Here is a 25,217-nt window from a genome sequence, read left to right as displayed (position 1 = left end):
GCTTATTTCTCCTTGCCGAACAGGCCGGCGGGGCGAATCATCAGCACGATGGCCATGATGACGAACACCACGATGTTGGAGGCCTCGGGGTAGAACACCTTGGTCAACCCTTCGACGAGGCCGAGCGCGAGGCCGGTGAGGATGGAGCCGAGGATCGAGCCCATTCCACCGATCACCACCACCGCGAAGACGACGATGATGAGGTTGCTGCCCATCAGCGGCGTGATCTGGATCACCGGCGCAGCGAGCACGCCGGCCAGCGCGGCGAGCGCGGCACCGCCGGCGTAGGTGAACATCACCATCATCGGCACGTTGATGCCGAAGGCCTGCACCAGCGCCGGGTTCTCGGTGCCGGCGCGCAGCTTGGCGCCCAGGCTCGTCTTCTCGATCAGCGCCCAGGTGCCCAGGCACACGACCAGCGAGGCGACGATCACCCACGCGCGGTAGTTGGGCAGCACCATGAAGCCGAGGTTGGTGGCGCCTTGCAGCGCCTCGGGCACCGAGTACGACTGGCCCGACACGCCGTACTGCTCGCGGAACACGCCTTCGAAGATCAGCGAGATGCCGAAGGTGAGCAAGAGCCCGTAGATCGGGTCGAGCTTGTAGAGGTGCTTGAGCAGCGTGCGCTCGATCACGAGGCCGAGTGCACCCACCACCAGCGGCGCGACGATGAGCGCCATCCAGTAGTTGAGCCCGAACTTCTCGAGCGAGAACCACGCCACGTAGGCGCCGATCATGTACAGCGCGCCGTGCGCGAAGTTCACGATGCCCAAGAGGCCGAAGATCACCGCCAGCCCGAGGCTCAGCATGGCGTAGAACGAGCCGTTCACCAGGCCCAGCATGAGCTGGCCCATGAAGGCTTGTATGGGAATGCCGAAGATTTCAGTCATGGCGGTGTCTTGTTGAATATCGGCGCGGGATCAGCCCGCGCCGTGGCTGGCTCTTACTTCCACAAAGCGCACTTTGATTCCGCTTTGGTCGTCCAGGCGACATCGCCCTTGAAGGTTTCGACGACCTTGTAGTAGTCCCACGGCTCGGTCGATTCCTTCGGCGTCTTCACCTGCATCAGGTACATGTCGTGCACCATGCGGCCGTCGTCGCGGATGTAGCCGCCCTTGGCGAAGATGTCGTTGACCTTGCCCTTCTTCATCTGGGCGAGCACCTTGTCGGCATCGTCGCTGCCGGTCGCCTTCACCGCGGCCAGGTAGTTGAACGCGGCCGAGTAGTCACCGGCCTGGATGGACGAGGGCATGCGCTTGATCTTCTCGAAGAACTTGCGGCTCCAGGCGCGCGTCTCGGGGTCGCGGTTCCAGTACCAGCTGTCGGTGAGGTACATGCCCTGCGTGGCGTTGAGGCCCAGCGAGTGCACGTCGTTGATGAACATCAAGAGGCCGGCGAGCTTCATCGTCTTGGTGATGCCGAACTCGTTGGCCGCCTTGATGCTGTTGATGGTGTCGCCACCGGCGTTGGCCAGGCCCAGGATCTGCGCCTTGCTCGACTGCGCCTGCAGCAGGAAGGACGAGAAGTCACTCGCCGACAGCGGGTGCTTCACCGAGCCCACGATGTTGCCGCCGGCGGCCTTGACCACGGACGAGGTGTCGTTCATCAGCTGCGCGCCGAAGGCGTAGTCGGCCTGCAGGAAGTACCAGCTCTTGCCACCGGCCTTCACGACCGCGTTGCCGGTGCCCTTGGCGAGGGCCACGGTGTCGTAGGCCCAGTGCACGGTGTAGGGGTTGCACTGCTCGTTGGTCAGCGCCGAGGTGGCGGCGCCCACCGAGATGAAGAGCTTCTTCTTCTCGGCCGCGACCTTGGCCATGGCCAGGCTGGTGCCGGAGTTGGTGCCGCCGATCAGCATGTCGAGGCCGTTGGTGTCGAACCACTCGCGCGCCTTGGCGGCGGCGATGTCGGGCTTGTTCTGGTGGTCGGCCGAGACGAGCTCGATCGTCTTGCCGTTGATCTTGCCGCCCGCGTCGGCGATGGCCATCCTGATGGCTTCGACGCCGGCCGGGCCGTCGATGTCGGAGTACAGGCCCGACATGTCGGTGATGAAGCCGATGCGGATCACGTCGCCCGAGATCTGCGCCTGTGCCGGCACGAGTGCGGATGCGCAGGCCAGGGTGGCGGCGGCTGCGATGTTCTTGAGTTTCATCATGTGTTTCTCCTAAGGGTGGTGAGAGACAGAGCGAGCAGGTCAAACGCCCAGGTACTCGTGGAGCTGGGCCATGCGGTCAGGCAGTTGGGCTTGGGTGAACTCCTGGAGGATCCGGCCGTGCTCCATGACGAGGAAGCGGTCGGCCAGCGGCGCGGCGAAGCGGAAGTTCTGCTCCACCATCACGATGGTGTAGCCCTGCTTGCGCAGAGCGACCACCATCTCGGCGAGCTTCTGCACGATGACGGGTGCGAGGCCTTCCGAGATTTCATCGAGCAGCAGCAGCTTGGCGCCGGTGCGCAGGATGCGCGCGACCGCCAGCATCTGCTGCTCGCCGCCTGAAAGCCGCGTGCCCTGGCTGCTGGCGCGCTCTTTCAGGTTGGGAAACATGTCGTAGATCTGCGCGATGCTCATGCCACCCTCGGCCTGCTTGGGCGGCAGCATCAGGTTCTCTTCGCACGAGAGCGTGGAGAAGATGCCGCGCTCCTCGGGGCAGTAGCCGAGGCCGAGCCTTGCGATGCGGTGGGTGGGGAGGGTGATCACCTCCTGGCCCTTCACCTTCACGCTGCCCTTGCGCGAGCCGATGAGGCCCATGATCGCGCGCAGCGTGCTGGTGCGGCCCGCGCCATTGCGGCCGAGCAGCGTGACGACTTCGCCTTCGTCGACGTGGAAGTTCACGCCGTGCAGGACGTGGCTCTCGCCGTACCAGCCTTGTAGTTCTTTGACTTCTAGAAACTTGGTGGGCATCTCAATGGGTCCTTTGCTGCGGACTGCGCAGGCTCGCTGCGGCGGGGCGCCGTGTTCCGTTCATGTCCCCCGAGGCGGGCTGCGCCCGCCTCTCCTCCTTTACTTCACTCCACACGGCGCCCCACCGCAGCGAGCAAGCCACGGCCCTGGCACGCCACGAGCCATGCGTGCCACCGTCGTGCCTGGCCGACGCTGCCGGGTGACCGGCGCAGCGAAGTAAAGGAGGAGGCCAGGCGCAGCCTGGCCGGGGGACATGAGCGGAGCCGGTCACCCGGTAGCGTCGGCTCGCGCCAATCGTCGAAGGGGCAAGCTTCATCTCAATGCGCCCCCTTCAGTTCGACATTCGCAGAGCCCATGTACGCCTCGATCACCGCCGGGTTCTTCGACACCTCGGCATACGGCCCTTCGGCCAGCGTGGCCCCACGTTGCAGCACGGTGATGGTGTCGGCGATGCTGGCCACCACGCTCATGTTGTGCTCCACCATCAGGATGGTGCGGTTGGCTGAGACTTTCTTGATCAGCGAGCGGATGCGGTCCACGTCTTCCAGGCCCATGCCCTGCGTGGGCTCGTCGAGCAGCATCAGCTCGGGCTCCATCGCGAGCGTGGTGGCGATCTCGAGCGCACGCTTGCGGCCGTAGCTGAGCTCCACCGTCGTGTGCTCGGCGTAGCTCTCGAGGTCGACCTGTCGCAAGAGCTCGAGGGCACGGTCGTTCAGCGTGTGCAGCGAGCGCTCGGGCTTCCAGAAGTGGAACGAGGTGCCGAGCTTGCGCTGCAGGGCCACGCGCACGTTCTCGAGCACCGTGAGGTGGGGGAACACCGCCGAGATCTGGAACGAGCGGATGATGCCGCGCCGCGCGATGTGGGCCGGCGCCTCGCCGGTGATGTCGTTGCCGTTGAAGACGATCTGGCCCGAGGTCGGCGTGATGAAGTGCGTGAGCAGGTTGAAGCAGGTGGTCTTGCCGGCACCGTTGGGGCCGATCAGCGCGTGGATGTGGCCGCGCTTGACCTTCAGGTCGACCTGGTTGACGGCGACGAAGCCCTTGAACTCTTTGGTGAGCTTGCGCGTTTCGAGAATGATGTCGCTCATGGGTCGTCGCTTTACTTTTGGGGAGAGGCACCGAGCCGTTCCGAGAGGCGGCGGGCGAGGTCGATGACGGTGTCGCGCTGCTGGGCGACGAAGCGCGGCTTGAGCCCGGCCTTCTGCATGCACACGCCCAGGCCGGCCACGACTTCGCCCGAAGCAGCGCGCACCGGCGCGGCCAGGCAGTACACGCCCTGGCGCACGCTCTCGTCGTCGATGCTGAAGCCGCGCTCGCGGGTTTCGGTCAGCTCGGCCAGCAGGTCGCTGCGGCGCATGGCCGGCAGGTTCATGTAGGCGGGCAGTCGCGCCGCCGGGTAGAGCTGCTTGACCCAGGCTTCGTCGTGGAACGCCAGCATCGCGCGGCCGGTCGCGGCACGGTGGGCCGGCAGGCGCATGCCCACGCTGAAGGCCATGCCGAGCGGGCGCATGCCGTTGCGCACGCCGACGTAGACGACGTCGGTGCCGTCGAGCACCGAGAGGATGAGCGTCTCCTGGGGCACGGTGCCGAGGCTCGCCCACAGGCGCTCGAACTCCTGCGCCGGCGTGGTCGCTTCGGCAAACGCATGCGCGAGACCCATCACGCGCGGGCCGATGTAGAAGGCGCCGTCGTCCTGGCGGCGCAGGTACCCCAGGGCCACCAGGGTGTTGCACAGGCCATGCACACTGCTCTTGGGCAGCGCGAGGCTGGTCGACAGCTTGGCCAGGCTCATCGGGCCACGCTCCTTTTCCAGCAGGTCCAGCAGCGCCATGGCACGCGCCACGGCCGGCACGAGGGCGGGCTTGGCGGTGGAAGGTGCGGTGGCCACGGCGGGTTGCATGCAGGGTTCGATGTTCAGCCAATTGAACGGAATTCAGTTACCTGAACTGCCGAGGGCCGAGTCTAAGAGTGCTGTGCGTCACTGCAAGATGCGCCGAACCCGTCCTAGGGAAAGTCCGCTCAGGGTTTGCGTGTCGGCACTTTTGCGTAAGCCCTCGGTCTGAGCGGACACTCCGGACGTTCAAAAATTTGAAGGCTCACATCAAGGTCGGTGAACGGCTTCGAACGCCGCTTCCGTAGAGTGCCAACCTCATGAACACACCCCGCACCCGCTACAGCACGGTCGCCATTGCCTTCCACTGGGTCCTGGCGCTGGCGATCGTCGGCGCGTTTGGCATGGGCGTCTACATGAGTGACCTGCCCTTCTCCCCGCAGCGCCTCAAGTACTACAACTGGCACAAGTGGGCGGGGGTGACCATCCTCGCGCTCTCGGCCCTGCGCCTCCTGTGGCGCCTGACGCACCGGCCGCCGGCCGACCCGCCCATGCCGGCCTGGCAGCGCGGTGCCGCGCATGCCACGCACTGGGCGCTGTACGCGCTCTTCTTCGCGGTGCCGCTGGTCGGCTGGGCCTACAGCTCGGCGGCTGGCTTCCCCATCGTCTGGTTCGGCGTGTTGCCCTTGCCCGACTTCGTCTCGCCGGACAAGGCCCTGGCCGAGGCGATCAAGCCCTGGCACGCCTACCTGGCGTACGCGTTGGCGGCCCTGGTGGTGATGCACATCGCCGCGGCGCTCAAGCACCAGTTCATCGACCGCGACGGTCTCATCAGCCGCATGTCCCTGCGCGGCTGACACTTCTGCGGTTGAAAGGACCGCTCCAAATGAAAACACTCCTTGTCTCCATGGCGCTCGCCACCCTCGCCTTCGGCGCCTCGGCCCAGCAGAAGCTGGTGCCGGCCCAGAGCGAGATCGCCTTCACCAGCAAGCAGATGGGCGTGCCCGTCGACGGCAAGTTCAAGAAGTTCGACGCCCAAGTGGCGTTCGACCCGAAGAAGCCCGACGCGGCCAAGATCGCCTTCACGGTCGACCTCGCGAGCGTGAGCTTCGGCTCCAGCGAGACCGAGGCCGAAGTGGCCAAGCCCGACTGGTTCAATACCAAGGCCTTCCCGCAGGCGAGCTTCCAGTCGACGGCCGTCAAGGCCACCGGCCCCGGCAAGTTCGAGGTGGCCGGCAAGCTGACGATCAAGGGCGCGAGCCAGAACATCGTCGTGCCGGTCGCGCTGGCACAAGCCGGCGGCACCACCACCGCCACCGGCGGCTTCACGCTCAAGCGCCTCGATTTCAAGATCGGCGACGGTGACTGGAAAGACACCTCGATGGTGGCCAACGACGTGCAGGTCAAGCTGAAGTTCGCCTTGACCGGCGTGGCCCCGCTCTGATTCCCGACCCCTCCCCTCCCCACCAACAGGAAGCTGTTCCATGATCAAGAAGACCCTGCTCGTCACCGCCCTCGTCGCCGTTGCCGGCGTCGCCCAGGCGCAAAGCGCCACCTATGCGATCGACCCGACGCACACCTTCGTGAACTTCGAGGCCAAGCACTTCGGCACCAGCACGCTCCGCGGCCGTTTCGACAAGAAGGAAGGCAGCGTGAGTTTCGACAAGGCCGCCAAGACCGGCAAGGCCGAGATCACCATCGACACCACCTCGGTCAGCACCGGCGTGGGCCCGCTCGACGGCCACCTGAAGAGCAAGGACTTCTTCAACGCCGCCGAGCACCCGACCGCCAAGTTCGTGGGCGACAAGTTCACCTTCAACGGCGACAAGGTCACCACCGTGGCGGGCACGCTCACCTTCCTGGGCAAGACGCAGCCGGTGACGCTGACCGCCACCAACTTCAACTGCTACCAGAACCCGATGCTCAAGCGCGAGGTGTGCGGTGGCGACTTCGAGACCACGATCCAGCGCACGCAGTTCGGCAACAACTACGGCGTGCCGGGCATCCCTGACAACATCAAGCTGCTCATTCAAGTCGAAGCGGTCAAGCAGTAAGCCGCCCGAGCGCCGGGCCGCCCCAAGCCGGGCGGCATCCCCTCGGGGGATCGTGCGCCGTACTCGGCGCGCGAGGGGCTGTCGTCAGGCCGGCACGAGGTGCCTGCGCAGCACGGCGCGCAGGTCCTCGTCCTTGAACGGCTTGGCGAGGTGATCGTCCATGCCCGCCGCGAGGCTCTGTTCGCGGTCGCCTTGCAGGGCATTCGCCGTCAGCGCCACCACCGGCGTGCGCTGCAGGCCCTGCTCGCCTTCGTGCTCGCGGATGCGGCGCGCGGCCTCGAAGCCGTCCATCACCGGCATCTGGCAATCGAGCAGCACCAGGTCGGGCGGTGAGGCGCGGAACGAGGCCACGGCCTGCAGGCCGTCTTCGACCAGCTCGACCGTGAGCCCCATGTTCTTCAGTGCCGCCTCGGCCACGAGGGCGTTGACGGGGTTGTCCTCGGCCAGCAGCACACGCCCTTGCAGCGGCACCCGATCGGCGGCGTCGTCGGGCGTTGCGGGCGCCGGGTTGCGCGCTTCGGGCAGCTCCACCGTCACGGTGAAACAAGACCCGCGGCCCTGCTGGCTGGTGCACACGAGGTCGCCGCCCATCGCGCGCGCGAGCTCACGGGCGATGGTGAGGCCGAGGCCGGTGCCGCCGTAGCGGCGGGTGAAGGAGCTGTCGGCCTGGTGGAAGGCGTCGAAGATGCGCGGCAGCTCGTCGGCCGGGATGCCGACGCCGGTGTCGTGCACCGCGATGCGCGTGCGCGAGCCGCGGTGCTTGGCCACCACCGTCACGGCCCCGGCTTCAGTGAACTTGATCGCGTTGCCGATCAGGTTGTGCAGCACCTGGCGCAGGCGCGACGGGTCGCCGCGCACATAACAGGGCCGCGGCATGTGCAGCCGTGTCGTGAGCGACAGGCCGGACTGGAAGGCGCCCGGCACCGACAGCGACACCACGTCGTCGATCAGCGCAGCTAGGTCGAAGGTCTGCGGCGACAGGCGCACCTGCCCCGCCTCGAGCTTGGAGAAATCGAGGATGTCGTTGATGAGCGTCAGCAGGTGCTCGCCGGCACGCTCGATGAGCTGAAGCTGCTCGTCGGGTTTTTTCTCGGGCTGGATGGCGCCGTCCTTGCGCAGCATGCGCGTGAGTCCGAGGATGCCGTGCAGCGGCGTGCGCATCTCGTGGCTCATGGTCGCGAGGAACTGGCTCTTCACGCTGCTCTGCCGCTGCGCAAGCCGCAGGGCCTCGGCCCGCTCCTCGGAGATGCGGTCGGTGGTGAAGCGCAGCGTGAGCAGCTCGCGGATGCGCGCCTCGGAGCGGCGCGCCTCCACCATCACCAGTGCGAGAAAGACCCACAGGCCCACGCCGGCGAAGAGGCCGTAGCGGGTGCCGGTCAGCATCTGGTCGGCCCCCGCGGGCAGCAGCATCGACAACAGGAAGAAGGCACTCGCGCGGCAGCTCGGCTGCAGCACGAACATGCCGATCGCCGCCACGCCCACCAGCGCGGTGAGCAGCAGCGCGACCACGTGCGGGCTGGTGGTGGCCGGCAGCGAGACCGCGGCCAGGCCCCAGGTGAAGCCGTCGGCGACGAGCGTGGCCTCCAGCCAGCCCCGCCAGGTGCGGTTGCTCGGCAGCGTGGAGCGCACGAACTGGTGGGTGAGCACGAGCCGCAGCACCGAGACCCCGCAGCGCAGCACGAACCAGCCCCAGGCCAGGCGCGGGTCGACATAGGGGAGAAGGCCCACGCACACCAGCAGTGCGAAGCCCATGCCGGCGAGCGTGGAGGTCTGCGCGCGCTCATAGAGCATGGCGGTCTGCGCGTCTTGCACGCGCTGCGCCAGGCTGGCGTCAGCGCCAAGGGCGTCGGCCATGGCCCGATCGACGATGTGCGGTGGCGTTCGCAATTCTTTTGACATCCCCGCCCACCTGCCCATCTACCCTCTGATCAGATTGGCGCATTATCCCGAGACCCCCCGTTTTAGGCACCTGCGGATGACGAGTACTCACATGCCATTGATCACGCTTGCCCACAGTTTGTGCACCGCCATGCGCCGTATTCCCCTCGTGGGTGGGTGCCTGCTCTCGTGGCTGGCCTTTTCTGCGCATGCGCAGCCGACGACCTACCTGCTCGACCCCGGCCACACACGGGTGCACTGGGAGGTGATGCATTTCGGGACCTCGACCAGCCGCGGCCGCTTCGACGACATCCGCGGCAGCCTCGAGCTCGACGCCACGGCCGGCACCGGCGAGGTGTCGATCGAAGTGCGCACCGCCTCGGTCAATACCGGCGTGCCGCCGCTCGACGGGGTGATGCGCCGCAGCTACCTCGCCAGCGAAGCGCACCCGGTGGCGTATTTCGTGGCGAAGCGGTGGCGCTGGCAGCGCGACGCGCCGCTGGACGTGCGCGGCGAGTTCACCCTGCGCGGCGTGTCGCTCCCGCTCAGCCTGCGCGCAGCGCAGCTGCGCTGCTACACGCACCCGCAGCTGCAACGGGAAGTCTGCGGTGCCGACCTCGTGGCAGAGCTCAAGCGCAGCGACTTCGGCATGACCGATGGGCTGCCCTTCATCGGGGACACGGTGCGGCTCCTGATCCAAGTCGAGGCGATCCGCCAGGCGCCTTGAGCAGCCCCTGGACGATGAAGTCCCATGGGGAGCCGTCACCGGCAAACCCTGCAAAAATGCCGGCATGACCTCCACCGATCTCCAGGCCGCCATCGCCCACATGGGCGCGGCCGCGCGTGCCGCCAGCGCGCGCATGGCAGCGGCGTCCACCAGCGCCAAGAACACCGCCCTCACCGCCCTGGCGCGGCGGCTGCGCGAGAGCGCGGCACCGCTGGCCGAGGCCAACCAGAAAGACATCGCCGCCGCTGTTGCCGCAGGCCTGGCCGCACCGATGGTCGACCGCCTGCGCCTCACCGAGAAGGTGATCGCGACCGTGGCCGAAGGCTGCGAGCAGATCGCCGCCATGCCCGACCCGGTGGGCGAGATCACCGGCGTGAAGCGCCGCCCGAGCGGCATCAGCGTCGGGCAGATGCGCGTGCCGCTGGGCGTCTTCGGCATGATCTACGAGAGCCGGCCCAACGTGACCATCGAGGCCGCGTCGCTCGCCATCAAGAGCGGCAACGCCTGCATCCTGCGCGGCGGCTCGGAGGCCATCCACTCCAACCTCGCGCTGTGGAAGCTGGTGCAGGCCGCGCTGACCGAAGCCGGCCTGCCGGCCGACGCGGTGCAGCTGGTGCAGACCACCGACCGTGCCGCCGTGGGCCACCTCATCGCGTCGCCGGAGTCGGTGGACGTGATCATTCCGCGCGGCGGCAAGGGCCTCATCGAGCGCATCAGCCGCGAGGCGCGTGTGCCGGTGATCAAGCACCTCGACGGCAACTGCCATGTGTATGTCGACGCTGAGGTCGACCTCGAGCTCGCGCTCAAGGTCACCGACAACGCCAAGACGCAAAAGTACAGCCCCTGCAACGCAGCCGAGTCGCTGCTGGTGCACGAGGCGGTGGCCGCACGGTTCCTGCCGAAGATCGGCGCGGTGTTCGCCGCCAAGGGCGTGGAGGTGCGGGGCGACACCGCCGTGCTGGCGCTCTTGAAAGACGTGCCGCAGGCCAAGCTGGCCGAAGCCACCGAGCAGGACTGGAGCGAGGAGTACCTCGCGCCCATCATCAGCGCCAAGGTGGTGAAGAGCCTCGACGAAGCCATCGCCCACATCAACCGCTACGGCTCGCACCACACCGACGCAATCCTCACGACGAACCATCCGAATGCGATGCGCTTCCTGCGCGAGGTCGATTCGGCCAGCGTGATGGTCAACGCGAGCACGCGATTCGCCGACGGCTTCGAGTACGGCCTGGGCGCCGAAATCGGCATCAGCACCGACAAGTTCCACGCCCGCGGCCCGGTGGGGCTGGAAGGGCTGACCTCGATGAAGTGGGTGGTGCTCGGCCAGGGCGAAGTGCGCACCTGACGCTACAGCAGCGCGCCCCACACGGCGCGCCACAGCGGCTCGCTCACCGCCGACAGCAGCCCCAGCCCGTCATCGGCCGCGCGGTACGCACGGCCGTCGTAGCGTGCCACATGGCCGCCCGCCTCCTGCAGCAGCAAGGTGCCGGGCACGTGGTCCCACGGGAGCGTGCGGTAGAACATCGCGAACTGCTGCCGGCCGGTGATGATGGCCGGGTACTCGACACCCGCGCAGCGCGCACCCGGCAGTGCCTCGCCCACCCGCCCGAGCTTCGCCTCGACCTGCTGCCGGAGCCCCGCCGGCAGGAACCGGGTGAGCACGGCGCCTCGCGCTTCGTGCAATGGCACGCGTTCCGCCGGCACCTGCATGCGCTGCCCATCGCAGAAGCAGCCGCTGCCACGCTGCGCCCGCCAGCGCTCGCCCGAGACCGGGTTCAGCACCCAGGCGCCGACGGCCTCACCCTCGACCAGCAGCGAGGCCATCACCGCAAACACCGGCCGCCCCGCGACGAAATTGGCCGTTCCGTCCAGCGGATCGACCAGCCACACCACGCCCCGGTCCAGCCCCTGCAGCAAGGCCGGGTTGGCCGCGCAGGCCTCTTCGCCGACCACGCGCGAGCCCGGCCAGAGCGCGAGCAGGCCCCGTTCGATGAGGGCCTCGGCCTCGCGGTCGGCGACGGTGACGATCTCGTCCTTGGCCTTCTCGATCACATCGCCTTCGCGCAGCTGCCGGAAGCGCGGCATCACCGCCCGTTCGCTGGCCTCGGCCAGCAGCGGCAGCACGTGGTCGAACACCGAATCGGGGGAGGCCATGGGGCGAAATCATCGCACCTGGCGTGGAGCGCCTCGCTACCATCACCCGATGACCAAGCCACGCCGCGCCCTCGTTCTCTTTTCCGGTGGGCAGGACTCCACCGTCTGCCTCGCGTGGGCGCTGTCGAACTTCCACTACGTCGAGACCATCGGCTTCGACTACGACCAGCGCCACGGCATCGAGCTCGAGTGCCGGCTCGCCGTGCGCTCGCAGCTCTATGCCAACTTCCCGACCTGGGGCGGCCGCCTGGGCGACGACCACCTGGTCGACCTATCGCTGCTCGGCCAGCTGTCGGACACGGCGCTCACGCAGCAGCGTGCGATCGAGATGACGTCCACCGGCCTGCCCAACACCTTCGTGCCGGGCCGCAACCTCATCTTCTTCAACTTCGCCGCCGCCGTGGCCTACCGCCGCGAGCTCGACGTGATGGTGGGCGGCATGTGCGAGACCGACTACTCCGGCTACCCCGACTGCCGCGACAACACGCTGAAGGCGCTGCAGGTCGCGCTGAGCCTCGGGCTCGACACGCCCATGGGCATCGAGACGCCGCTCATGTGGCTCGACAAGGCGCAGACCTGGGAGCTCGCGGCCACCCTGGGCGGCGAGTCGCTGATCCGCCTGATCGTCGAGCACACCCACACCTGCTACCTCGGCGACCGCAGCCAGCGCCACGAGTGGGGCTACGGCTGCGGCCACTGCCCCGCGTGTGCGCTGCGCATGCGCGGCTACAAGGCCTGGCGCTCGCGCAACCCGGCGCCGCCGTCGCCCTCGGGCTTCGACGCCACCGACCGCATGGACCTGCGCTGACCGAGCCAGCGTGACCACGCCTTCGCACCCGAAGGCGTGAGCGAGATGGCACGCGAGTCGCCCGCGCGGCGCACCCAGCCTTGCGCCAGCGCATGGTCGAGCAAGGCCACGGCGAAACTCCCGGCCAGGTGGTCGCGCCGCTCCGACCAGTCGAGGCACGCATAGGCGAAGCGCCGCCCCGCCGCGGGCACCTCGACACCCAGTTCTGCCATCTCCTCGCGCCCACGCTCGCTGAGCGCGAACTGCCCGTCGGCCGGCAGCAGCGTGCCGCACGCCAGCAGCCCCTCGAAAAGCTGCACGCCGAGCTCGCCCGCCAGGTGGCCATAGCAGGTGCGTGCGGCCTTCAGCGGCTTGTAGGCCCCACGCTCCCACTTGTCGGCCGCGGCGCTGCGCTCGGCCACCAGCGACAGCGCCTCCAGCGCATGTGCGATGTCGGCATCGGCGAGTCGGAAGTAGCGGTGCCGGCCCTGCGTGCGCGCCACGACGAGCTCGCTCTCCAGCAGCTTGGCGATGTGGCTGCTCGCGGTCTGCGCCGTCACGCCCGCGGCTCGCGCCAGTTCGCCGGCCGCGATGAAGCTGCCGCCCATCAGCGCCGACAGCATGCGGGCGCGCGTGGGATCGCCGATCATGGCGGCGATGCGGGCAAATCTGGGCTCGGGTGCGCTCATGGGGGTGTGTCGGTTCACACGGATCATGCCTCCGGCAGGTGACCAGATGCTTCGAAGGCGGTCGAACCGAGAGGGCCTTGTCGTAGAGTCCGCTCGCGTCCAACTTGGGAAGGAGGTCGACATGACAACCGTGCAGTACGTGAGCATCTTCGTTCTTGCCGTGCTGGTCTTCTGGGGTGTCGGTGCCTACAACCGGCTCGTGCGCCTGCGCAACGTCATCGCCAATTCGTTCGCGCAGATCGACGTGCAGCTCAAGCGCCGCTACGACCTGATCCCCAACCTGGTGGAAGTGGCGCGCAAGTACGCCGCCCACGAGCGCGAGACGCTCGAGGCCGTGACGGCCGCGCGCAACCAGGCCAAGTCGGCCGCCGACGTGGCGCGCAGCCACCCGGCCGCCGCCGGTGCGGTGACGAGCCTCGCCGTCGCCGAGCAGGTGCTCACGGGCGCGATGGGCCGGCTGATGGCGGTGGTGGAGGCCTACCCCGAGCTCAAGGCCGACCAGAGCCTGCGCGAGCTGGCCGAAGAACTCACCAGCACCGAAAACAAGATCAGCTTCGCGCGCCAGCTCTTCAACGATGCCACGCTCGACTACAACAACGCGGCGCAGCAGTTCCCCACCAACCTGATGGCCAGCATGTTCGGCTTCCGCGAAGCGGCCATGATGCAGGCCACCACCAGCGAGGCCGAGCGCGCGCCGGTGCGGGTGCAGCTCTGAGCATCACCGGACACCGCTGAGCGGGGCCGCCCGCCATGCGCTTTCGCGATCAGCAGGACGACGCCCGCCGTGCCACGCAGCGGCTGCTGGCGCTCTTCGCGCTGCTGCTGCTCGGCCTGGTGCTTGCCGTCAACGGGCTGCTGCTGGGCGTGTGGTGGGCCATCGGCTGGCTGCTCTCGTGGGACCTCGCCCTGCCGCCGCTCTTCATCGAGACCAACACCACCGTCGTGCTGCTCTTCGTGCTGGGCGGCGCCTGGGTCGAGATCGGCCGCCTGCGCGAAGGCGGCGGCGCGCACGTGGCGCGATGGGCCGGGGGCCGTGCGCTCACCGACGCGCGCCAGCTGAGCGAGCGCCGCCTGCTCAACATCGTGGACGAGATGGCGATCGCCAGCGGCCTGCCCAAGCCCGCCGTCTACCTGCTCGACCGAGAAGACGCGATCAACGCCTTCGCCGCCGGCTGGTCGCCCGACGATGCGATCGTGGCCGTGACGCAGGGCGCGCTCGACCGGCTCACGCGCGACGAGCTGCAGGGCCTGGTCGCCCACGAGTTCGGCCACATCCACCAGAACGACCTGCGGCTCAACATGCAGCTGCTCGCGCTGGTGTGGGGCCTGTCGCTGGTGCACGGCTATGGCCACAAGCTGCTGGAGGCCGACGACGCGGGCCGGCGCTCGGCCTTCGGCCTGCTGGTGGGCCCGGTGTTCGTCGCCGCGGGCCTGCTGGGCTGGCTCGCGGGGCAGCTGCTGCAGGCGGCGGTGTCGCGCCAGCGCGAGCTGCTGGCCGATGCCTGCGCGGTGCAGTTCACCCGCAGCCGCGACGGGCTCGGCGGTGTGCTGCGCAAGGTGTGGCACCAGGCGCAGCACTACCAGGACCAGCTCGCGCGCGTGCCCGCCCGGCTGCTGGCCGCGATGCTGCTGCAGGCGCCGGCCGACTGGCTGGCCACGCACCCGCCCTTGCCGGAGCGCCTGCGCCGGCTCTACGGCCGCGCGGTCGACCCGCTGCCCGCACCCCGGCTCGACCCGGGCATGCAGGACCCCGAACCCGCTCGCATCAGCGCCCCGCCCCAGCCCGCCGGTGCACTGGCCGCCGCCGGGCCGATCGCCGCCGCGGCACCCATCGCCTATGCTGCTCCCATGACCTCGCCCGACGAACCCGAGCCCGCCGCCGCCCCCCCCGAGCCACGCGCCTACAGCGCGCAGGACGAACGGGACGCGATCGACCGGCTCTCGCGCCTCAACGGCCCCGGCGAGCTGCGCGCCGCCGTCCTCGCGCTGCTGGCCACGCCGGGCAGCCGCCGCGAGCGCCGCGCCTGGCAGGACGAGACCGCCGGACTCAGCACCGCACGTGAAGTGCGCGACGACGTGAAGAAGCTCGGCCCGGCCACCCGGCTGCCCTGGCTCGAGCTGCTGCTGGCGCGTGTGGCCAAGGCGCCGCTGCCGGATCGCCAGCACCTGATGGCCGCCGCGCGCCGCGTGATGGCCGCCGACGGCCAGATCCGCCCCATCGACCGCCTGCACTGGCTGCTGATGCGCCAGCGCCTGGGCGAAGAAACGCCCGTGCCGACCTCTGCCGGCAGCTTCCCCGACATCGCCGAGACCTCGTTGCACACGCGGCGCGAGATCGCCCGGCTCACCGCCTTCCTGGCGCGCCTGGTGCCCGATGGCGAAGCCTGGTACCAGAGCGTGATGCTGCCGTGGCTGCAGGGCGTTGCCCTGCCCCCCTGCGAAGCGCCCGATGCCGATGGCCTGGTGCATGCGCTGCAGGAAGTGCAGACGCTGCCGTGGATGCTGAAGCCGGTGCTGGTGCGCCACTGGACCGAGACGGCGCTGCGCCACAAGCCGCCCGGCCCACTGGCCGACGAGGCCTGCGACGCTCTGCGCCTGGCCGCGGTGCTGCTCGACTCGCCGCTGCCGCCGGAGCTCGCGCGGCACTACGTCGAGCCGGCCGCCTGACGGCGGCCCAAACCTTCAGCGCACCGACAGGTCGAGCGCGACGTACTGCACACCGAACTCGGTGCGCACCTCGAGCGAGATGGGCTTGTGGGTGGGCACCGTTGGCGGAAGCAGCCGGAAGGTGCGTGCCTCGCCGGGAAACAGCACCGACTGCGACGGGTGAGAGATGACGATCGGCGGCTGCGTGTCGCCCAGCACGCGCAGGCCCCCCACCTTGTAGTGCACGTTGCCCAGGTTGGCCACCTTCGCCACGAGCTGGCCATCGTCGTCGATGTGGGCCTGCCACTGCTGCTGGCGCCGCACCAGGGCGGGCGACACGTAGACCGGCACGCGCAGCGTCATCGCGGCCCGCGCCGCAGCGCTGGCGCGCCGTGCCGTCGCAGGGCCTGCGTTGGTGGCGGGCAGCTCGCGCAGCACCATGCGGTACGCCATCTCCTGGTCCGATGCCGCCGGGCCGCGCAAGGTGATGCGCACCGTCTGCTGGCCACCCGGCGCAAGGGCGAACACCGGCAGGTCGATGGCGAGGTCCTTGGTCGGCGCATCGCGGTCCGCGCCGCCCTCGCGCCGCCAGGCGATGGCCTCGGCGTGCAGCAGCATGTCCTGCCCGCTGCGGTTGACGATCAGCACGCTGGTGCTGCTGTTGCCGCTCTGGATGTACATCGAGCCCGGCGTCGCGCTGACCGGCAGGCCGACGTCGGCCCAGGCGGGCAGCACGGCAGCGGTGAGCGAGAGGGCGAGCAGCCGGATGAAGAGCATGTTGAAGGATTCCCTGAGCGGAGCCGGCGATGTGTGCCTGTGTGCCATGGACTATCGGCCATGCGGCGCTGGAGGTGGAGTCGGTGTGCGGCGGTGCCGCATGCCGGCCCGGCACCGCAGCGCGTGTAGTGAACTTCCCTACACGCGTGGGCCGGCGGCGGTTCAGAGCGGGTCGGTGAGCCCGTGCTGCACGCAGTACTTGGTGAGCTCGGTGTTGTTCGACCAGCCGGCCTTGACGAAGATGCGCGCCCGGTAGCTGCTGACGGTCTTGGTCGACAGGTGCATGGCCTCGGCGATCTCGGCCGGCGAGCGGCCGGCGGCGATCATCGTCATCACCCGGTACTCCTGGGCCGACAGCCGCTCGTGCGGCAGGGCGCCCGGGGTATCGCCGCTGAGAAGGCCCAGCAGGTGGTCGGCCATCTCGGCGGTGACATAGCGGTGCCCGCCGAGCACCCGCCGCGCCGCGGTGACGAGTTCATCGGCCGCGCGGCTCTTGGGCAGGTAACCCGAGACGCCCATCTGCAGCAGCCGCGCCGCGAACGACGGCTCGGCGTTCAGGCTCAGCACCAGGATGGGCACCCCGCTCCCCATGCGGAGCAGGCGCGCCGGCGCTTCGGTGCCGGTGGCGTCGCCAAGCGAAAGATCGAGCACCACGAGTTGCGGCGGTGCCGCCGTCAGCCGCTCGACCGCCTGCTCCAGCGTCTCGGCCTCGACGATCTCGGCCTCCGGCCAGGCCGAATGCAGCAGGTGCCGCACGCCGAGCCGCAGGATGGGGTGGTCGTCGACGATGAGAAACCGCATGCGCTCAGGCCCCTCCCGCCGGGCCCAGCTGGGCCCGCAGGCCCTCGACCAGCAGGGCCAGCTCGCGCTGCAGTGCCGCCAGCTGCTGCACCGGGTCGCCCCTGCCGGCCTGGCGCAACGACACCTCGAACTTCCGCACCTGGCGCTCGACCGCCTCGGCGCCCAGCGCGGCCGCGGCGCCGCCCATCGCGTGCACGTCGGCGCGGGCCAGCACCAGGGCCTCGGCCGACGGCCGGGCAAGACAGGCCTCGACGCTGGCCAGGCCCGGGCCATAGAAGCGGACGAAGTCGAGCAGCGACTCGCGGTACACCTCTGCCTGGCCGGCAAAGAACCGCAGGCCTCGCGACAGGTCAAGGCCGCTCACCTGCGGCAGCTCGGATGCGGGGCCGATCGGCATAAGGCAAGGGAAGGTGGGACGGTTCAGAGCATGACGGGAAAACTCTGCACGAGTCATCCCCCGGAAGGACGAATCCCCTCGCGCCCGACCCGGTGAAGGCGGCAGCCGGCATTGCCACCGCGGCGGCGAGTCAGTACAACCGCGCCATGTCGCGCGAGGCGCAACTCCGCACACACCACGCTGGCCAGCGCGTGCTGCTGGCCGAAGACCACCCGATCAACCGCAAGCTCGCGCTGGCGTTGCTGCGCGCCGTCGGTCTGGTGGTCGACACCGCCGATGACGGCACCCAGGCGGTGGCGCTGGCCACCGCGCAGCCCTATGCGCTGGTGCTGATGGACATGCAGATGCCGGTGCAGGACGGGCTGGCCGCCGCGCGCACCCTGCGCGAGCGGCTCGGCCCACGGCTGCCCATCATCGCCATGACCGCCCATGGCTTCGCCGAAGACCGCGAGGCCTGCCTGCAGGCCGGCATGGACGACCACCTGGTCAAGCCGGTCGACCCGCAGCAGCTCTACGCGATGCTGCTGCGCTGGCTGCCGCCGGCCTAGACGACCAGCGCGTCGAGCAGGTGGCCGAAGCGCGCCGTCGCGGTCATCTCGGGCAGGCGCGCGATGCGGCCGTTCTGCGCCCAGCTGCCTTCGGGCACCTCGCGGATCTCGAGCGAGGTGACGATGGGGAGGCTGCGATCCGGGGCGGCGGCTTCGGCCGCGGCCTGCACCGCCGCCGCCAGCCGGGCCTTGCGCGCCCCATCGAGCACGCCGGCGCTCACCTGCAGCGTGGCGAACACGCCGCGCACCCGGGCATCGGCCGGCTCGCCGGCGGAATAGAACTGGCCGGGCGCCAGCGACTGGATCAGCACGATGCCGCGGGCGCGCGGCCCGGGCTCGTGGGGGATCGACTCGGCCTCGAAGGCGGCTTCGGTGAGGCCGCGCGCGAGCCGGGCCTGGGCCGATGGGTCGAACGCGCCCGGGGTGAGGATGACGGTGAGGAGCGGCATGGTGTCGCCTGGCAGTCGTTGAACACCCGGCCACTGTCGCGCCGGCAGCGCCGCCGTGCTACTGTCCGTTCTGACATTGATCTTGCCGTTCTGGCCACACGTCTCATGGTCCGCATCGACACCCTCATCCTCGCCGGCAGCAGCCCCGCCTCGCTCGGCATCACGCTCGACGTGCTGAGCGCCGTCAACCGGCTGTCGGGCAAGCGGGTGTTCGACCACCGTGTGCTCTCGCCCGACGCGCCCGCTGTGGGGCTGCGCAACGGCCTCTCGATGGCGGCCGAGCCGCTCGCCAAGGCGCGGGCGCGCGAGCTGGTGGTGCTGCCCGGGCTGGGCGCCGCCACGCCCGGGCAGATCGCCGACCGGCTGGCCGAGCCCGATGCGCAGCTCGCCTCGGCCTGGCTGCACAAGGCCTGGGGCCAGGGCGCGAGCCTCGCGGCCTCGTGCAGCAGCGTCTTCCTGCTGGCGCAGGCCGGGCTGCTCGACGGGCGTCGCTGCACCAGCACCTGGTGGCTGGTGCCCACGCTGAAGTCGCTCGCGCCGCGCAGCGAGACCACGCTCGATGCGATGGTGACGGAAGACGATCGCATCTGGACCGCCGGTGCCTCGCTCGCGCACATCGACCTGATGCTGGCGCTCGTGGCCCGCTTCGCGAGCCCGGGCCTCGCGACGGAGGTCGCGCGTTACCTGGTGATCGAGCCGCGGGCCTCGCAGGCGCGTTTCGTGGCGCCGGCCTTCCTGGCCGCGCAGGACCCGCTGGCCCACCGGGTGGAGCTGCTGGTGCGCGAGCGCCTGGCCGACGTGCCCTCGCTGGAGGAGATCGCCGACGAGCTGGCGGTGAGCCCGCGCACGCTCACGCGCCGCGTGACCGCGGCCACCGGCCTCACGCCGATGCGGCTGGTGCAGAAGATCCGGCTCGACTCGGCGCTGCATGCCTTGCAGACCACACGCGCCCCCATCGACCAGGTGGCGCGCGATGTGGGTTTCGAAGACGGCTCGGCGCTTTACCGCCTGGTGCAGCGACACACCGGCAAACCGCCGAGCGCTTTCAGGGCCTAGCCGGCCGGTCAGCCTTTTTTCCGCAGCAGGGACAGGAACTCGGCCCGCAGGCTCGCGTCCTTCAGGAAGGCGCCGCGCATGACCGAGTTGGTCATCATGGCCTCGCTGTCCTTCACGCCGCGCCAGTGCATGCAGAAGTGATCGGCCTCCATCACGATGGCCAGGCCGTCGGGTTTGACGCGCGCCTGCAGCTCGTCGGCCAGCATCACCACGGCCTCTTCCTGGATCTGCGGGCGGCTCATGATCCAGTCGCAGATGCGCACGTACTTCGACAGGCCGATGAGGTTGGAGTGCTCGCTCGGCAGGAGGCCGATCCACACCCGGCCCATGATCGGGCACAGGTGGTGCGAGCAGGCGCTGCGCACGGTGACCGGGCCCACGATCATCAGCTCGTTGAGGCGCTCGGCATTGGGGAACTCGGTCACCGCCGGGATGGGCTGGAAGCGGCCGCGGAAGACCTCGTTGACGTACATCTTGGCCACGCGCTTGGCCGTTTCCTGCGTGTTGTGGTCGCTCTCGGTGTCGATCACCAGGGCCTTCAGCACCTCCTGCATCTTGGCGGCCACTTCCTCGCGCAGCTCGTCGAGCTCGCCTTCGCGGATGAAGGCAGAGATGTTGTCGTTGGCGTGGTAGCGCTGCTGCGCCCCCACGACGCGGTAGCGGATGCGCTCCGATGCGCTCAGGCGGGCGAGTTCTTCCTCGCTTCTGAAGAGCGGCGCTGGCGGTTGGGCAGGCATGGACGGTCCGGTCACGGGTGAGAGAGGGAGGGATTGTGAAGCCTCGTGCCGAGCGCCGCTGGCGGACGGGCGAAGCCCCGGAAAGGCTCCTGACACAACGCTGTCAGGAAGGGCCGCCCACCATGGCGGCTCACGACAACAAGACCCCGAACCCACAGGAGAGACCTCATGACACCCCACGCCCCCCTGCTCGACACCGCCGCATCGGCCTGCACGCGCTGAGCTGAGCCGCCCATGCCGCTGGAGCCTTTCGAACCCCCTTTGCGCCACCCCTTGCAGGTGATGGCGCGCCCCGCCCTGCTCCCGCTGCGCGCGCCTGCGTCAGTGCGGTTGCAGAATCATCCACCTCCCACCCCTTCGTCCCGGCCCCAGGCCGACGAGCCCGACCGCATGCGACGCGCAGACCGCCTCTTCCAGATCGTGCAGCTCATCCGCGGCCGTCGCCTGTCGACCGCTCAATTCCTGGCCGAACGACTGGAGGTGTCGGAACGCACCGTCTACCGCGACATCGCCGAGCTGATGACGCAAGGGGTGCCCATCGAGGGCGAAGCCGGTGTGGGCTACCGCATGCGCACCGGCTTCGACCTCCCCCCACTCATGTTCACCCACGAAGAAGCCCAGGCGCTGGTCGCCTCGGTGCGCATCGCCCAGCCGCGGCTCGACGCTGCGCTCGCGGCCCAGGCCGAGAACGCGCTGTCCAAGATCCTCACCGTGCTGCCACCGGCGGCACGCGCCGCGGCCGAGACGCTGGCGGTCTACGCGCCCCCGATCGAGTTCGACCCGGCCACCCGTTCGCGGCTCGAGCCGCTGCGGCTCGCGGCCGAAGGGCGGCGCAAGGTGCGGCTCGCCTACCTCGACCTGAAGGGCGTGGCGAGCGAGCGCACGGTGCGCCCGCTCGGCTGCTTCTACTGGGGCGCGGTGTGGACGCTCGCCGCCTGGTGCGAGGTGCGCGAGGGGTTCCGCAACTTCCGCATCGACCGCATCCGCGAGCTGGAGGTGCTGAACGCAGGCTTCCGCGACGAGCCGGGCAAGACGCTGCCCGATCTCTTCCGCCAGGCCGAAGCGGCACACCGGCCGGGCAGCACGGCGAACTGAGCTCAGCTTGCCTGCAAGCCGGGGTGCTGCTGCTGCGACCAGCGCTGCAGCACGCCGCGCCAGGGCAGCAGGCGCACGGCGGCGTCGCCCAGTTGCTCCTGTGACACGCCGCGCCACAGGCCGTGGGTGTCGAAGCTGAACACGGGCCGCAGGTCGGGCCGGTGCGACAGCGGCGCCGGAGGCGCGCCGACGCAGTCGAGCACCAGGGGGTCCGCGGCGCGGGCGTCGGCGATCACCACCACGTGGGCCGGCGACTCGCCCACCAGCGCCGCCCGCTCACAACGGGCGTACACCAGCCGGGCGCAGCCCGCGCTGCCACACGCATCGAGCAGGAAGTACTTGACGATGGCGTAGTCCTCGCAGTCGCCCTGGCCCGACGCGAGGGTCTCGGCCGGGGTCTGCCAGCAGTCGCGGCGGCCGCACGACGACAGGTCGGGGGTGTAGTCGACGAGCTGGTTCACCCACCGGTTCAAGGCCGTGCCGCGCTCGGCGCCCGGCAGGCCCCGCAGCAGCTGCGCCAACCGGAGGAACCGTTCCGCCGCGGCCTGCAGCGGGGCGGTGGCGGCTCGTGCGCTCACCCCCACGCCGGCACAGGTGCAGGCGGCGAGACCGAGGGCGAAGGCTCTTCGCAGCATGGGGTGGTGCGGCAGCCCGCAGCACCACCACGATTTCACGTTAGGCGGCGACGGTCGAAAACGCAAATCACCAATTCACATCGACGTGCGCGAGGCCATGCAAGGCCGCGGCTGCCCACCGGCGCAGGCTCAGCGTTCCTTGGGCACCATGCCGTTGACGTTCACGATGCGGCACTGGCTGGTGTAGGCGTCGCGCCGCTGGTCGCAGTCGGTCAGGGCGGCCGAGATGGCCTCGCGCATGGAGCTCTTGCCACCGGCCCAGCCGTAGGCGCCGGCGCTCGACATCGCGAACGCCTTCTCGTTCGACGCCGGCATGTACTGGTCGCGGAAGGCGTCGGCCGCCGGGCCGGGCGGCAGGCCGGGCATGGGTTGCTGCTGCGGCGCCGGCGCAGCGGACGGGTTGGCGCCGGGCGCGCGCGCGTCGTCCGATTCGCTCTGTGTCGCCTGGCGCGCCGCGGCCTTGCGCGAGTACTCGTTGTAGGTCTTCATGGCGAAGCTGACGTACGCGGCAAAGGCCAGCACCGCCACCAGCGTGAGGATGGCGGCGAGGAAGCCGTTGCCCTGCCGGGCCGGGCCGCCGAAGTCGTTGTCGCCGTGCGTGCCCGGGTAGATCAGCAGCACCAGCGTCAGCAGCAGGTTGATGACCGAGAAGACCATGTACATGGTCATCGCGCCCGTGCCGGGCATGCTCTCCCCGCCGCTCGTGATCGTCGAGACCATGGGCAGCGCCGGCAGCAGGAAGACGAGCGACCACCAGCCGCTGCGGTTGATGTCGTGGAAGCGCAGCACCGTGGCACGCAAGCCCCACACGACCACGGCCAGCATGAGCGGAATGAGCAGGATGGCGACGAAGGTGCTGCGCGTCAGCGGCACCAGGACGGCGCCGCCGATGCCCACCAGGCCGAACAGCAGCATGGAGGCGTAAAACGACAGCAGGTAGTTGATGCGTCCGAGCCGGCCCGAGAAGCCGAAGCCCCAGAACGGCGGCGCGTCATCGGAGGAGAACACCGCGCCGTCGTCGACCTCGGCACCAGGCGGCGCAAAACGGCCGCTGGCCTGCTGGCGCGCGGCGAGCCGCTCGGCGCGGGCCCGCTCGGCGTCTTCGGCCCTGGACGCGAGGGCACGCGGGATGTCGGTGGTGCACTTGCGGCACAGCACGAACTTCTTGGGCTGGCGCTCGCCGCAGTTGGGGCACTCGACTTCGTCGGCCAGCTCGGCGAGCGACAGGCCGGCCGCGGGTACCGACGCGGCCACCGTCTTCACCGCCTCGGCCGGTGTCGCCCCCACCGCGGCGGGCAGCGGCTTGAGTTCGGGCAGCGCATCGATCGGCTCGACCTGCACCCGCATGCCCAGCTTCTTCAGCCGCGCCGCATAGCGCTCGCCATCGTCGCGCCCGATCTGGTGCTTGAGCACGGTGCGCTGGCCCGAAAAGATGGCGGCGAGCCGGTCGCCGTCGAGCTTGAACATCTCGCCGAAGAGGCGCTTCACCTCGTCGAGCGTGTGGCCCTCCAGGAGCTCGCCTGCGAACACCAGGCGCACTTGCGCTTGCCCACCTTCCATCCTCGCCCTCCCGGGTCATCGCCCTGTTGTGATGGCCGGCAGCATACGCAACTGCGGCAGCGCCGCTTCAGCCAAAACGTGAACTTTTTCCGCGCTCAATCCATCGGCCAGGGCCGTGGCGGCGGGCGCAGCTGCTCCCACGCGCGGGCCATCTGCAGCACGCCCAGGTCGTCGTGGCGCGCCCCGACGATCTGCAGCCCGATCGGCAGGCCGGTGGCGGTGTAGCCGCAGTTGATGCTGGCCGCCGGCTGCTCGCTCATGTTGTAGGGCAGCGTGAAGGCGATGTGCTCGAAGGGCTGCGCCGGGTCGTTCGTCGGGCAGGGCAGCTCGGCGGCAAAGGCGGGGACCGGCGCCGTCGGCGTGAAGACGAAGTCGAAGGGCGCGCAGGCCGCGACCGCCGCGTCGCGCATCACGCCCATCTGGCTGAAGCCGGTGAAGACCTGCTCGCCGGTGAGGCCCGCGCCGCCGCGTGCCCACTCGCGGATGAAGGGCAGCACCCTCTCCTGCCGCTCGGGCGGCAGGGCCGAGATGTCCATCCAGGAGCGGCAGCGCCAGAACCGGTCCATGCCGTCGATCATGGCGCGTGTCATGAACGGCTTGAGCGGCTCGACGACCGCACCGGCCGCCGCAAACGCGCTCGCCGCCGCTTCGACCGCCGCCCGCACCTCGGGCTCGACCGGCAGGCCCCAGCCGGCGTCGAGCATCAGGCCGATCTTCAGGCCCTTGATCGGCCGCGCGAGCTGCGTCCACGAGATCGGCTGGTAAGGCAGGCTCATCGTGTCGCGCGCATCGGGCAGCGACAGCACCCGCATCATCAGCGCGGCGTCCTGCACGCTGCGCGTCATCGGCCCGGCCACGCGGCCGTAGTACGGCGGGTGGATGGGGATGCGGCCGAGGCTGGGCTTGAGCGCAAAGATGCCGCACCAGCTCGCGGGCAGGCGCACCGAGCCGCCGATGTCGGTGCCCAGGTGCAGGGGGCCGTAGCCGCCGGCCGCGGCTGCGGCGGCGCCAGCGCTGCTGCCGCCGGGGTTCTTCGACACGTCCCACGGGTTGCGCGTGAGCGCATGGAAGCTCGACAGGCCGGAGGACAACATGCCGTAGTCGGGCATCGTGGTCTTGCCGAGCAGCACCGCCCCGGCTTCTCGCAGGCGCGCGGCCGGCGGGGCATCGCGCTCGGCGGCGGTGTGCAGCGTGGCCGCGGTGCCCAGCGGCACCGGCGTGCCGCGCGTCGCGATGTTTTCCTTGATGGTGACCGGCACGCCATCGAGCCCGCCCTGCGGCTCGTTCTTCAGCCAGCGCGCTTCGCTGGCCTTTGCCGCGGCGAGCGCAGCCTCGTGGTCGAGCGCGTAGGTGGCATGCAGCGTCGGCTCGCAACGGTCGATCTGCGCCAGCACCGCGCGGGTCACCTCGACCGGCGAGAGCGCGCGGCTCTCGAACGCCGCCAGCAATTCGAGGGCGCTCAGGGTGTGCAACGACGTCATCTCGGTCCCTCCAGCGTGA

27 protein-coding genes are annotated in these 25,217 nt (G+C 69.7%); 11 read left to right on the top strand and 16 right to left on the bottom strand.

Features of this window, described 5'->3' with window-relative positions:
* Positions 1 to 2: 2 nt before the first annotated feature.
* From JI745_RS17550 to JI745_RS17530, 5 genes are all read right to left on the bottom strand, one after another.
* Positions 3 to 890 carry a branched-chain amino acid ABC transporter permease gene (locus JI745_RS17550; protein ID WP_201809883.1) on the bottom strand — a complete coding sequence of 296 codons (888 nt, stop codon included), beginning with the start codon at positions 888 to 890 and terminating at the stop codon, positions 3 to 5.
* Between the two features lie 53 nt (positions 891 to 943).
* The gene (locus JI745_RS17545; RefSeq protein ID WP_201812624.1) at positions 944 to 2,149 is read right to left on the bottom strand and encodes an ABC transporter substrate-binding protein; all 1,206 of its coding nucleotides are present in this window, start codon (positions 2,147 to 2,149) and stop codon (positions 944 to 946) included.
* A gap of 42 nt (positions 2,150 to 2,191) precedes the next feature.
* Complete coding sequence (locus tag JI745_RS17540) at positions 2,192 to 2,896, bottom strand: ABC transporter ATP-binding protein (protein ID WP_201809881.1); 705 nt, start codon at positions 2,894 to 2,896, stop codon at positions 2,192 to 2,194.
* A 317-nt stretch (positions 2,897 to 3,213) separates the two neighbouring features.
* Positions 3,214 to 3,984 carry an ABC transporter ATP-binding protein gene (locus JI745_RS17535; RefSeq protein WP_201809879.1) on the bottom strand — a complete coding sequence of 257 codons (771 nt, stop codon included), beginning with the start codon at positions 3,982 to 3,984 and terminating at the stop codon, positions 3,214 to 3,216.
* 11 nt (positions 3,985 to 3,995) lie between these two features.
* Positions 3,996 to 4,796, bottom strand: coding sequence for an IclR family transcriptional regulator (locus tag JI745_RS17530; RefSeq protein WP_201809875.1), 801 nt, complete (start codon positions 4,794 to 4,796; stop codon positions 3,996 to 3,998).
* Positions 4,797 to 5,047: 251 nt separating this feature from the next.
* Between JI745_RS17530 and JI745_RS17525 the strand changes: the two genes are divergently transcribed.
* The 3 genes from JI745_RS17525 to JI745_RS17515 are packed head-to-tail and all read left to right on the top strand — an operon-like array spanning position 5,048 to position 6,781.
* Positions 5,048 to 5,584 (top strand): cytochrome b, encoded by a 537-nt coding sequence (locus JI745_RS17525; protein ID WP_201809872.1) that lies wholly within the window; start codon positions 5,048 to 5,050, stop codon positions 5,582 to 5,584.
* A 29-nt stretch (positions 5,585 to 5,613) separates the two neighbouring features.
* Positions 5,614 to 6,171: a YceI family protein gene (locus JI745_RS17520; protein ID WP_201809869.1), complete on the top strand. Its 558-nt coding sequence runs from the start codon at positions 5,614 to 5,616 to the stop codon at positions 6,169 to 6,171.
* A gap of 40 nt (positions 6,172 to 6,211) precedes the next feature.
* The gene (locus JI745_RS17515) at positions 6,212 to 6,781 is read left to right on the top strand and encodes a YceI family protein (protein ID WP_201809866.1); all 570 of its coding nucleotides are present in this window, start codon (positions 6,212 to 6,214) and stop codon (positions 6,779 to 6,781) included.
* Positions 6,782 to 6,865: 84 nt separating this feature from the next.
* Here JI745_RS17515 and JI745_RS17510 read toward each other — a convergent pair whose 3' ends face one another.
* Positions 6,866 to 8,635 (bottom strand): ATP-binding protein, encoded by a 1,770-nt coding sequence (locus JI745_RS17510; RefSeq protein ID WP_201809863.1) that lies wholly within the window; start codon positions 8,633 to 8,635, stop codon positions 6,866 to 6,868.
* A 175-nt stretch (positions 8,636 to 8,810) separates the two neighbouring features.
* Here JI745_RS17510 and JI745_RS17505 point away from each other — a divergent pair, with 175 nt between their 5' ends.
* Positions 8,811 to 9,386, top strand: a complete 576-nt coding sequence (locus tag JI745_RS17505) for a YceI family protein (protein WP_201809861.1) — start codon at positions 8,811 to 8,813, stop codon at positions 9,384 to 9,386.
* 64 nt (positions 9,387 to 9,450) lie between these two features.
* Positions 9,451 to 10,731, top strand: a complete 1,281-nt coding sequence (locus JI745_RS17500) for a glutamate-5-semialdehyde dehydrogenase (RefSeq protein ID WP_201809859.1) — start codon at positions 9,451 to 9,453, stop codon at positions 10,729 to 10,731.
* Positions 10,732 to 10,733: 2 nt separating this feature from the next.
* Here the strand turns inward: JI745_RS17500 and JI745_RS17495 are convergent, their stop codons facing one another.
* A complete protein-coding gene (locus tag JI745_RS17495) occupies positions 10,734 to 11,540 on the bottom strand; it encodes an inositol monophosphatase family protein (protein WP_201809857.1) in 807 nt (268 codons plus the stop codon).
* Between the two features lie 49 nt (positions 11,541 to 11,589).
* Here JI745_RS17495 and queC point away from each other — a divergent pair, with 49 nt between their 5' ends.
* Positions 11,590 to 12,348: a 7-cyano-7-deazaguanine synthase QueC gene (gene queC / locus JI745_RS17490; RefSeq protein ID WP_201809855.1), complete on the top strand. Its 759-nt coding sequence runs from the start codon at positions 11,590 to 11,592 to the stop codon at positions 12,346 to 12,348.
* Here the strand turns inward: queC and JI745_RS17485 are convergent.
* Positions 12,267 to 13,016 carry a helix-turn-helix transcriptional regulator gene (locus tag JI745_RS17485; RefSeq protein WP_201809841.1) on the bottom strand — a complete coding sequence of 250 codons (750 nt, stop codon included), beginning with the start codon at positions 13,014 to 13,016 and terminating at the stop codon, positions 12,267 to 12,269. The two genes, queC and JI745_RS17485, sit on opposite strands and share 82 nt — an antisense overlap.
* Positions 13,017 to 13,137: 121 nt before the next feature.
* On the opposite strand from JI745_RS17485, the gene JI745_RS17480 reads away from it, so the two are divergent.
* Positions 13,138 to 13,731: a LemA family protein gene (locus JI745_RS17480; protein WP_201809836.1), complete on the top strand. Its 594-nt coding sequence runs from the start codon at positions 13,138 to 13,140 to the stop codon at positions 13,729 to 13,731.
* 35 nt (positions 13,732 to 13,766) lie between these two features.
* Complete coding sequence (locus JI745_RS26450) at positions 13,767 to 15,683, top strand: M48 family metalloprotease (protein WP_236675030.1); 1,917 nt, start codon at positions 13,767 to 13,769, stop codon at positions 15,681 to 15,683.
* 15 nt (positions 15,684 to 15,698) lie between these two features.
* Here JI745_RS26450 and JI745_RS17470 read toward each other — a convergent pair whose 3' ends face one another.
* The 3 genes from JI745_RS17470 to JI745_RS17460 form a co-directional block, all read right to left on the bottom strand.
* Positions 15,699 to 16,439 carry a molecular chaperone gene (locus JI745_RS17470; protein ID WP_201809833.1) on the bottom strand — a complete coding sequence of 247 codons (741 nt, stop codon included), beginning with the start codon at positions 16,437 to 16,439 and terminating at the stop codon, positions 15,699 to 15,701.
* 162 nt (positions 16,440 to 16,601) lie between these two features.
* Positions 16,602 to 17,240: a response regulator transcription factor gene (locus tag JI745_RS17465; RefSeq protein ID WP_201809830.1), complete on the bottom strand. Its 639-nt coding sequence runs from the start codon at positions 17,238 to 17,240 to the stop codon at positions 16,602 to 16,604.
* A gap of 4 nt (positions 17,241 to 17,244) precedes the next feature.
* Positions 17,245 to 17,637 (bottom strand): Hpt domain-containing protein, encoded by a 393-nt coding sequence (locus tag JI745_RS17460; RefSeq protein ID WP_201809827.1) that lies wholly within the window; start codon positions 17,635 to 17,637, stop codon positions 17,245 to 17,247.
* Between the two features lie 92 nt (positions 17,638 to 17,729).
* Here JI745_RS17460 and JI745_RS17455 point away from each other — a divergent pair, with 92 nt between their 5' ends.
* Positions 17,730 to 18,185 (top strand): response regulator, encoded by a 456-nt coding sequence (locus JI745_RS17455; RefSeq protein ID WP_310738675.1) that lies wholly within the window; start codon positions 17,730 to 17,732, stop codon positions 18,183 to 18,185.
* On the opposite strand, the gene JI745_RS17450 is transcribed toward JI745_RS17455, so the two are convergent.
* Positions 18,182 to 18,634 (bottom strand): hypothetical protein, encoded by a 453-nt coding sequence (locus JI745_RS17450; RefSeq protein WP_201809817.1) that lies wholly within the window; start codon positions 18,632 to 18,634, stop codon positions 18,182 to 18,184. The two genes, JI745_RS17455 and JI745_RS17450, sit on opposite strands and share 4 nt — an antisense overlap.
* A gap of 105 nt (positions 18,635 to 18,739) precedes the next feature.
* Between JI745_RS17450 and JI745_RS17445 the strand changes: the two genes are divergently transcribed.
* Positions 18,740 to 19,690, top strand: coding sequence for a GlxA family transcriptional regulator (locus JI745_RS17445; protein WP_201809814.1), 951 nt, complete (start codon positions 18,740 to 18,742; stop codon positions 19,688 to 19,690).
* An 8-nt stretch (positions 19,691 to 19,698) separates the two neighbouring features.
* Here the strand turns inward: JI745_RS17445 and folE are convergent, their stop codons facing one another.
* On the bottom strand, positions 19,699 to 20,427 hold the full coding sequence (folE, locus tag JI745_RS17440) for a GTP cyclohydrolase I (RefSeq protein ID WP_201809812.1): 729 nt from the start codon (positions 20,425 to 20,427) through the stop codon (positions 19,699 to 19,701).
* A gap of 390 nt (positions 20,428 to 20,817) precedes the next feature.
* Between folE and JI745_RS17435 the strand changes: the two genes are divergently transcribed.
* Positions 20,818 to 21,522, top strand: a complete 705-nt coding sequence (locus tag JI745_RS17435) for a YafY family protein (protein WP_201809810.1) — start codon at positions 20,818 to 20,820, stop codon at positions 21,520 to 21,522.
* 2 nt (positions 21,523 to 21,524) lie between these two features.
* On the opposite strand, the gene JI745_RS17430 is transcribed toward JI745_RS17435, so the two are convergent.
* The 3 genes from JI745_RS17430 to JI745_RS17420 form a co-directional block, all read right to left on the bottom strand.
* Positions 21,525 to 22,157 (bottom strand): transglutaminase domain-containing protein, encoded by a 633-nt coding sequence (locus JI745_RS17430; RefSeq protein ID WP_201809808.1) that lies wholly within the window; start codon positions 22,155 to 22,157, stop codon positions 21,525 to 21,527.
* A gap of 129 nt (positions 22,158 to 22,286) precedes the next feature.
* Positions 22,287 to 23,717 carry a DUF805 domain-containing protein gene (locus tag JI745_RS17425; RefSeq protein WP_201809800.1) on the bottom strand — a complete coding sequence of 477 codons (1,431 nt, stop codon included), beginning with the start codon at positions 23,715 to 23,717 and terminating at the stop codon, positions 22,287 to 22,289.
* Between the two features lie 95 nt (positions 23,718 to 23,812).
* Positions 23,813 to 25,198 (bottom strand): amidase, encoded by a 1,386-nt coding sequence (locus JI745_RS17420; protein WP_201809798.1) that lies wholly within the window; start codon positions 25,196 to 25,198, stop codon positions 23,813 to 23,815.
* Between the last annotated feature and the right edge of the window lie 19 nt (positions 25,199 to 25,217).

Origin of the sequence: Piscinibacter sp. HJYY11 (genome assembly GCF_016735515.1) — a bacterium.
Lineage (GTDB): Bacteria > Pseudomonadota > Gammaproteobacteria > Burkholderiales > Burkholderiaceae_C > Rhizobacter.
This window is presented reverse-complemented; position numbering and strand designations above follow the sequence as displayed.